Here is a 5,438-nt window from a genome sequence, read left to right as displayed (position 1 = left end):
CACGCCCTGGTCAGCCACGCGATCTCTGCCGCGCAAGAACAGGGATGTCGAAACTTCTCGCTAGCTGCCATCAGCTGCTCAGATGCGCCACTGCTCCGAGCCATCGATAGATTTAGCCTGCGCCGCGCGCTCAATACGAACGGGTTAGAGCAATTCAAGCGGAGCTTTTCTCCCAAATGGCGCCCCTTATATGCCGCTGCGCCCAATCGATTGACGCTCTATCTAGGGCTTTGGGACATATGGCAGGAAGTCAGAGATCCGCCGCCCCTCAAGCCAAGCAGCTAAGCGCCCCGAACCGAAACGGACATCCATTCATTATCATTATGATGATTATGAGTTTGCCTCACCATATCCAGCGTGACAGAGAGGCTCAAATTATCAGGATTCCGACATGACAAATGCATTCACAAAAATGCTCGCGACGCGCGAGTGGATTTTGGCCGATGGCGCGACTGGCACCAACCTTTTCAACATGGGCCTTATGTCTGGCGACGCGCCCGAGCTTTGGAATGAACAGCATCCTGAAAAGATCAAAACGCTTTACCAATCCGCGGTCGATGCAGGCAGCGATCTGTTTCTCACCAACTCCTTTGGTGGCAACGCATCCCGCCTGAAATTGCATGATGCCCAAGATCGCGCACATGATTTATCGCGCATGGCGGCAGAAATCGGCCGCGAGGTTGCAGATGCTTCAGGCCGCGACATTATCGTTGCCGGTTCAGTTGGCCCGACGGGCGATATCATGGAACCTGTCGGTACCTTGAGCCACGCGGATGCCGTCGAAATTTTCCATGAACAGGCCGAAGGTTTGAAAGCAGGCGGCGCGGATGTGCTCTGGCTGGAAACCATTTCTGCACCAGAGGAATACGCAGCTGCTGCTGAGGCTTTCGCGCGTGTTGATCTGCCTTGGGTCGGCACGATGAGCTTTGATACCGCCGGCCGCACAATGATGGGCATGACCAGCGCGGGAATGGTTCAAATGGTGGATGGTCTAGACAATGCACCCCGCGCTTTTGGCGCAAACTGCGGCACGGGCGCTTCGGACTTGCTGCGCACCGTCCTCGGATTTGCCGCGCAAGGCAGCGCCACACCGATCATCGCCAAGGGCAATGCAGGCATCCCCAAATATGTTGACGGTCACATCCACTACGACGGTACACCAGAACTCATGGGTGAATACGCGCGCCTTGCTCGAAATTGCGGCGCGAAGATCATCGGTGGATGCTGCGGGACAATGCCCGACCACCTCTCCGCGATGCGCAAGACGCTGGAAGAGACGGACAAATCCACACCGCCGTCATTGGAAGAAATTGTCGATGCGCTAGGTCCCTTCTCTTCTGCGGGCGATGGCACTGAAGAAAACGCACCTACGGCGCGGAAGACCCGACGCCGTCAACGCGCGGGATAATTGATGCGGGCATTCTGGTTGATACTCGGTGGCGCAGCATTGTTGCTGGGCGCGCTGGGTGTCGCTTTGCCCGTATTGCCAACAACCCCTTTTGTCATTCTGGCCGCCTTTGCGTTTGGCAAATCAAGCCCCAGATTGCACCAATGGCTGATCAATCTTCCTGCCTTCGGGCCAATGATCAAAGATTGGGAAGCGCATGGCGCAATCCCCGTGCGTGCGAAAATGATCGCCTGTTCGATGATGGCGGCGGTCTTTGCCATTAGCCTTTATGTCGGCGTGCCCCGAGTTGGCCTAATTGCGCAGGCCATCGGCATGAGCATTGGTGCCGGATACGTATTGACCCGCCCCTCCGGCCCGAAAAAGACGGATCAGAACAAAGACATTTGATCGCCCTTCATGCTGGGCGGTTTGAACAAGTCGGTGCGCAGCCGAGGCGCATGTTCCGCGAGGCTCAAAGCACGACACGCGCGCTTGAAACGCTGCGCGATAAGCTCTGCATAGACGCCCTTGCCGCGCATACGATGATGCCATTGCGCGTCGTAGTCTTGCCCATCATGCATTTCCCGCAATCGCGCCATCACGCGCGTTTTGCGATCAGGGTAATGCACATCGAGCCATTCTTGAAACATCGGCGACACCTCGCGCGGCAATCGCAACATGATCCAACTGGCGGTTTGAGCGCCAGCATTTTTGCCCGCTTCTAAAATCTGCTCTAGCTCTGGATCGCTCAGCCCTGGAACAACGGGCGACGCCATGATGCGCACTGGGATGCCAGCCTGTGACAGGCGTTCGATGGTTTGAAGTTTCCGCACAGGGGGTGGGACGCGCGGCTCCATAGCACGCGCCAATTTTGGATCAAGGGACGTGACCGAAATCCCAACGCGCACCAATCCCTCCGCTGCCATCGGCGCTAAAATATCTATGTCACGTTCAATCAACGTCCCCTTCGTGACAATCGCAACGGGATGTCTAAACGCTTGCAGCACCTTCAAACAGGCACGCGTCACTTCGCGTTCCTTTTCAACGGGTTGATAGGGATCGGTGTTCGTTCCGATTGCGATGGGAGCCACCTTGTAGCTCTTGCGCCGCAATTCACGGGCTAACACGTCTGGCGCATTGGGTTTTGCAATCAACTGCGTTTCAAAATCCAGCCCGGGAGAGAGCCCCAAATAGGCGTGGCTCGGACGGGCAAAACAATAAATACAACCATGCTCGCACCCTCGATAGGGATTGATAGAACGATCAAACGGTAGATCAGGCGAGCGATTATAACTGATGATACTTCGCGCCATTTCTTCGCGCACGTAAGTGCGGAAGTTACTGCGGTCTTCTGGAATGTCCCAGCCATCGTCAGAATCAATTCGCGCAATGCGTTCGAAACGGCCACTCGCATTACTCACCGCACCGCGCCCTTTTCGGCGCTGTTTCTCGATCAAGTGTTGCTGGCTACAGATCTCCATGCATCCATATAGAACATTGTGTGAACATGCGCAAATATTCATAAATGTCATGACCCTTTTTCATGGGGTAGTTCACGCAAAACTTTGTTAGACGTCGGATGCGCGCGCACCTATGTCGCAATTGGTGAAGTCTTCGCTTCATTTTGACCAGATGCTCGTAAAAAATCCCGGCGCCCTCGCCAAATATAAGGAACGGCCCATGTCCGATGAAGAAGACGACATTATCCTGTCAGAACTGGACGACGAAGAACTTGTACAGCAGATGTTCGACGATCTGTACGATGGTCTGAAGGAAGAAATCGAAGAAGGTGTGAACATCCTTCTCGAACGCAAATGGGCGCCTTATGACATTTTGACCAAAGCCTTGGTCGGGGGCATGACAATCGTTGGCGCCGACTTCCGCGATGGCATCTTGTTCGTCCCGGAGGTTTTGCTCGCCGCGAATGCGATGAAGGGTGGCATGTCCATTCTAAAACCGCTTCTGGCAGAAACAGGCGCGCCTCGTGTCGGTAAGATGGTAATCGGCACCGTTAAGGGCGACATCCACGATATCGGCAAAAACCTTGTTTCCATGATGATGGAAGGCGCGGGTTTTGAAGTTGTAGATCTCGGCATCAACAACGCGGTCGAATCTTATCTGGAAGCCCTCGAAAAAGAAGAGCCAGAAATTCTCGGCATGTCCGCCCTGCTCACCACGACAATGCCATACATGAAAGTCGTGATTGATACGTTGGTCGAACAAGGGACGCGCGATGACTACATCGTTTTGGTCGGCGGCGCGCCATTGAACGAAGAGTTTGGCAAAGCCATTGGCGCAGACGCCTATTGCCGCGATGCTGCTGTCGCGGTGGAAACTGCCAAAGAATGGGTTGCGCGAAAGCACAATCAAGCGGCAGGTTAATCGCAGCACAACATCGAAAGACATCAAAGCCTCAGAGAAATCTGAGGCTTTTTTCGTACTAATCTACTGGGTAGTTAAACGCGCGCAGAAACGGGCCATACCTCTCGATAACTTGCGCGTTCAATGCCTCAGGTAGAACCTTGCGCCATTGCCCGGGGGTTTTGTCCCGCACATGGCCCTTCTCCGCTTCTTGCTGACCTGCGCTATATTTGAACGCGCTGTGCATTGCTTTGCGCTTCACATACTCCGTCCAACCGAAATGCTCTGCGATTGCCTCAAACGTGCTTGGTTCGTTGTCCATGATGTCTTCATAGCGAAACGTCAAAATGCGCGGATCATCGAGCGGCCAGCTCATCATGCTTTCAAAATGCGGCCTGCGAAATTCCAGTTCAGCGGCCAAGCCAGCGGCCATGTCCACATCATTGAGAAAGTTCTCCAGCGTCGCTCCATCATGTTCCGCCAACGCGCTCGGCACAGCGCCATTCACCATTTCATAATCGGCAGCGACGGCATTGGGGATCTTGCACCAATGCTCCGCACCGCGCTTGTGATAGTGGTAGCCAGAGATCAACAGATCACGCGGATCACGCACAAACCGTACGATTTTGATGTCGTCAAAACTATCCAGATCAAGCCGCTGACCACTGAGCGAGCACAGGGTGAATTTGTGATGCTGTTCGTAAAAATCGCGAATGAAGTGAAAGAAATGTTTCTGCTGCGGAAAGCGTCGTTGTTGCAGGATACGCATCGGTGACATTTGCTGCGCGCGGATCGCATCATCATAGACACGCCGCGTGAACATGGTCAGGCTTTTATGAAGACCGCAATGCACTTGGTTTGTCCGTTTCACGCGAGTTTCCGGCTCAAGCGCTGGGTAAAGATACCCCTCCAACCCATTCACAACACGGAATTTTTTATCGTCAAATTGCAGACGATCACCTGCCGAAACCTCTGTGCTCAAATCAGCAGCTTTTCCATTGATCTGCACGTTCATCGAAGATGACGGCACAACCAATTGCTGTCCCGTGCTTAGTCGCTCCAAGAGTATTTTAATCGTCGTCAATGTCAGCTCACACTCTTTATATACTTGCATTTTCCACAAATTCTGATGCTCTGCTTATCGCATATTTGCAAAGGTTCAACCGATGAATACACAGCTCAACGACGTCGCACTGACAGAGCAAGGCCTCGCCCCAAAAGGTCGCGGAAAAACGCTCATTTTGGCTTGTGGTGCGCTCGCGCGCGAAATTCTCGCCCTGAAAGAAATGAATGGCTGGGCGCATATGGACCTGACCTGCCTGCCCGCGATTTACCACGTTTACCCTGAAAAAATCACCGACGCCGTTGCCGAGGCAGTCGCAGAGCATCAACCCAATTATGCGCAAATTTTTGTCGCTTACGCCGATTGTGGAACGGGTGGTTTGCTAGAGGCAAAATGCGAAGAACTGGGCGTTGAAATGATCCAAGGCCCCCATTGCTATTCCTTCTTTGAAGGCAATGCTGCCTTTGCCGAAATTGCAGAAGACGAGTTTACCGCCTTCTACCTCACTGATTTTCTCGTGCGTCAGTTCGATGCTTTCGTGATCAAACCTATGGGCCTAGATCGCCATCCAGAGCTGCGGGATATGTATTTCGGCAATTATGAAAAACTGGTCTATCAGGCGCAAAC

The 5,438-nt window shown here is 53.5% G+C and carries 7 protein-coding genes; 5 read left to right on the top strand and 2 right to left on the bottom strand.

The window, feature by feature from the left end; all coding sequences use genetic code 11:
- From ABJQ89_RS07840 to ABJQ89_RS07830, 3 genes are all read left to right on the top strand, one after another.
- Positions 1-285, top strand: a 285-nt coding sequence (locus ABJQ89_RS07840; protein WP_348495692.1) for a phosphatidylglycerol lysyltransferase domain-containing protein, incomplete at its 5' end; no start/stop codon positions are given.
- Between the two features lie 106 nt (positions 286-391).
- Positions 392-1,408: a betaine--homocysteine S-methyltransferase gene (gene bmt, locus ABJQ89_RS07835; protein ID WP_348495691.1), complete on the top strand. Its 1,017-nt coding sequence runs from the start codon at positions 392-394 to the stop codon at positions 1,406-1,408.
- Between the two features lie 3 nt (positions 1,409-1,411).
- Positions 1,412-1,795, top strand: coding sequence for a YbaN family protein (locus ABJQ89_RS07830; protein WP_348495690.1), 384 nt, complete (start codon positions 1,412-1,414; stop codon positions 1,793-1,795).
- On the opposite strand, the gene ABJQ89_RS07825 is transcribed toward ABJQ89_RS07830, so the two are convergent.
- Complete coding sequence (locus ABJQ89_RS07825) at positions 1,777-2,868, bottom strand: PA0069 family radical SAM protein (protein WP_348495693.1); 1,092 nt, start codon at positions 2,866-2,868, stop codon at positions 1,777-1,779. The two genes, ABJQ89_RS07830 and ABJQ89_RS07825, sit on opposite strands and share 19 nt — an antisense overlap.
- A 199-nt stretch (positions 2,869-3,067) precedes the next feature.
- On the opposite strand from ABJQ89_RS07825, the gene ABJQ89_RS07820 reads away from it, so the two are divergent.
- Positions 3,068-3,769: a B12-binding domain-containing protein gene (locus tag ABJQ89_RS07820; RefSeq protein WP_348495689.1), complete on the top strand. Its 702-nt coding sequence runs from the start codon at positions 3,068-3,070 to the stop codon at positions 3,767-3,769.
- A 58-nt stretch (positions 3,770-3,827) separates the two neighbouring features.
- Here ABJQ89_RS07820 and ABJQ89_RS07815 read toward each other — a convergent pair whose 3' ends face one another.
- A complete protein-coding gene (locus ABJQ89_RS07815) occupies positions 3,828-4,832 on the bottom strand; it encodes a sulfotransferase domain-containing protein (protein ID WP_348495688.1) in 1,005 nt (334 codons plus the stop codon).
- 82 nt (positions 4,833-4,914) lie between these two features.
- Here ABJQ89_RS07815 and ABJQ89_RS07810 point away from each other — a divergent pair.
- Positions 4,915-5,438 (top strand): DUF1638 domain-containing protein (locus ABJQ89_RS07810; protein ID WP_348495687.1); only part of this gene is annotated, 524 nt, incomplete at its 3' end.

It is taken from the genome of Planktotalea sp., assembly GCF_039984035.1.
Taxonomy (GTDB): domain Bacteria; phylum Pseudomonadota; class Alphaproteobacteria; order Rhodobacterales; family Rhodobacteraceae; genus Planktotalea.
This window is presented reverse-complemented; position numbering and strand designations above follow the sequence as displayed.